Source organism: Nitratireductor sp. GCM10026969, from assembly GCF_042660605.1.
Classification (GTDB): domain Bacteria; phylum Pseudomonadota; class Alphaproteobacteria; order Rhizobiales; family Rhizobiaceae; genus Chelativorans.
The window spans coordinates 1-2424 of record NZ_JBHSUM010000270.1; the positions used below are offsets into that span (position 1 = coordinate 1).

General features: G+C 67.8%; 5 protein-coding genes and 1 riboswitch. All 5 genes read right to left on the reverse strand.

Annotated features, from left to right (window positions below; genetic code table 11):
• On the reverse strand, positions 1-190 hold a 190-nt coding region (locus ACFP9U_RS24725; protein ID WP_378625502.1), incomplete at its 3' end, for a bifunctional hydroxymethylpyrimidine kinase/phosphomethylpyrimidine kinase.
• On the reverse strand, positions 160-765 hold the full coding sequence (locus ACFP9U_RS24730; protein WP_378625504.1) for a thiamine phosphate synthase: 606 nt from the start codon (positions 763-765) through the stop codon (positions 160-162). The genes ACFP9U_RS24725 and ACFP9U_RS24730, both read right to left, overlap by 31 nt.
• Positions 762-1538 (reverse strand): thiazole synthase, encoded by a 777-nt coding sequence (locus tag ACFP9U_RS24735; protein WP_378625508.1) that lies wholly within the window; start codon positions 1536-1538, stop codon positions 762-764. Before ACFP9U_RS24735 ends, ACFP9U_RS24730 begins: the two co-directional genes overlap by 4 nt.
• 3 nt (positions 1539-1541) lie before the next feature.
• Entirely contained in the window at positions 1542-1739 is a 198-nt protein-coding gene (gene thiS, locus ACFP9U_RS24740) for a sulfur carrier protein ThiS (protein ID WP_322453955.1), read from the reverse strand.
• Positions 1740-1859: 120 nt separating this feature from the next.
• Positions 1860-1979: riboswitch (TPP riboswitch) on the reverse strand.
• A 159-nt stretch (positions 1980-2138) separates the two neighbouring features.
• On the reverse strand, positions 2139-2424 hold a 286-nt coding region (locus ACFP9U_RS24745; RefSeq protein WP_378625507.1), incomplete at its 5' end, for a nicotinate-nucleotide diphosphorylase.

Below are 2424 nucleotides of genomic sequence, written 5' to 3' on the forward strand. Positions count from 1 at the left end.
GCAAGACCTGCCCGTGCGTCTGCACCGTCACCGCCGTGACGGCGACTGCCGCCCTGAGGCCGAAGGCCGCGACCGTCTCGATATCGCGGGCGAGGCCGGCGCCGCCCGTCGGGTCGCTGCCGGCGACGACAAGCACGTGCGTGTCCGGGATGGGGCTGCTCAGCGCCATCGGTCCGTCGCCATGATCCATTCGCGCGTGCGCGCCTCGGGATCGGCGTTCATGAGAACGTCCGTGACCACGGCGGCGGAGGCCGCACCCTTCTCGAACACACCCGGGATGCGCTCCGGCGTCAGCCCGCCGATGGCGACGAGCGGCAGCGGCGCGACCGTTTCAGTCCATGCCGCGATCCGGTCCAGCCCCTGCGGTGCCCACTTCATCTTCTTGAGCAGCGTCGGATAGACGGGGCCGAGCGCGACATAGTCCGGTTCGGCCGCGAGAGCGGTCTTCAGTTCACTTTCGTCGTGGGTGCTGATGCCGAGCTGGAGCCCCGCGCGCTTGATCGCCCGGGTTTCGGCGGCGGCGAGGTCCTCCTGGCCGAGATGGACATAATCACAGCCCTCCTCGATGGCGAGCCGCCAATAGTCGTTGACGATGAGCTGGCAGCCGTGCCGGGCGCAGGTCTCCCGTGCGCGGCGGATCTCCTGGCGCAGTGCTGCCTCGTCCTTGTCCTTGACTCGCAACTGCACGAGCTTGACGCCGAGCGGCACCAGACGGTGGATCCACGCGGCGCTGTCGACGATGAGATAGAAGGGATCGAGCGTCATGAGAAGACCGCCTGCCCGATGACCGGCGTCGACGGCACGGCCATGTCGCGCGGCTCCAGGACACCGGCATGGAAGGCGGCGTGGCCGGCCTCCACGGCTTTTGCGAAGGCGCCGGCCATGGCGGCGGGATCGCCCGCCTTGGCGACCGCGGTGTTGAGCAGGATGCCGTCATAGCCGAGCTCCATCACCGCGGCGGCGTGGGACGGGCGGCCGAGCCCCGCATCGACGATCAGGGGTACGTCGGGGAAATGCGCCCGCAGCGTCCGCAGCGCATCCATGTCGATGGGCCCCTTGGCCGAGCCGATCGGCGCGCACCAGGGCATGAGCACGGAGCAGCCCGCCTCGACCAGCTTCTCGGCGACCACCAGATCGTCGGTGGTGTAGGGAAAGACCGAGAAGCCCTCTTCCGAGAGGATCCGCGCTGCCTCGACGAGGCCGAAGACGTCCGGCTGCAGCGTGTCGTGATGGCCGATCACCTCGAGCTTCACCCAGTCGGTGTGGAAGACCTCGCGCGCCATCTTCGCCGTCGTCACCGCCTCCTTCACGGTGTGGCAGCCCGCAGTGTTGGGAAGGACATGCACCCCGAACTCGCGCACCAGCGACCAGAAGCCGGCCCCGGTCCCGCCCTCGGCACCCTCGCGGCGCAGCGACACGGTGACCACCGCGGTGCCGGACGTCTTGACCGCCTCGGCGAGGACGGCCGGCGAGGGGTATTGCGCCGTGCCGAGCAAGAGGCGGGAGGACAGCGTCGTTCCGTAGACGGTCAGCCCCATCATTCAGCCCCCCTGCCGCGGCGTGAGAATTTCCACGCGATCGCCGTCCGAAAGCCGTATCTGTTCGCGCTCCTCGCCCGGCACGAACTCGGCATTGACGGCGGTCGCGTACCAGTCGCCCTCGTAGCCGAGTTCGGCAAGCAGGGCGGCGAGGCTTTGCGCCTCCGCCTCCAGCGTCTGCCCGTTGACGATGAGTTTCATTGGTCTTCCTTCCCTCGCATGAGCCGTGGTCTCCGCTTGGTTGCGCGGGGTCTCGAACCAGTTCCGGGAAAGGATGAGGGTGAGGCTTTCGGGTATTCGGCGGGTTGCCGGCGGCAGTCCTTGAAAGCCATCGCACCATCCCTACGCCAGTATGAACTGGATCAGGTTCTAAGGGTCACCGCGCTGCCTTTCAGGCCAGCGGTATCTCAGCCCGTTGTCCGGGCCCCCCTGGTGAAGGTGGAAGTTTAGAGGAAATGGTGCGGGTTTTGTCAAGCGCCGGGTAATGTGGTGGGGCAAACTGCGAGAAGAGGGCGGGTATGTCTCCCATGCCCCGTCATTCCGGCTCGCGGTCGCTTGCGCTCCCTTGGCCGGGATGACGAAGGGCTGGAGGAGAAGCCGCTACCCCACCGCCGCGAAATCCAGCCCGATGTCGAGGGTGGGCGCGCTGTGGGTCAGCCAGCCGGCCGAGATGAGGTCGACGCACGTTGCCGCGATGGCCGGCGCGGTTTCCAGCGTGACGCGGCCCGATGCCTCCGTGATCGCGCGGCCGTTCACGCGCGCGACGGCTTTCGCAAGCTGGTCGAGGCTCATGTTGTCGAGCAGCACGGCATCCACGCCGAGGGCCAGCGCTTCGTCCAGCTGGGTAAGCGTGTCCACCTCCACCTCTATCTTCACCATGTGGCCC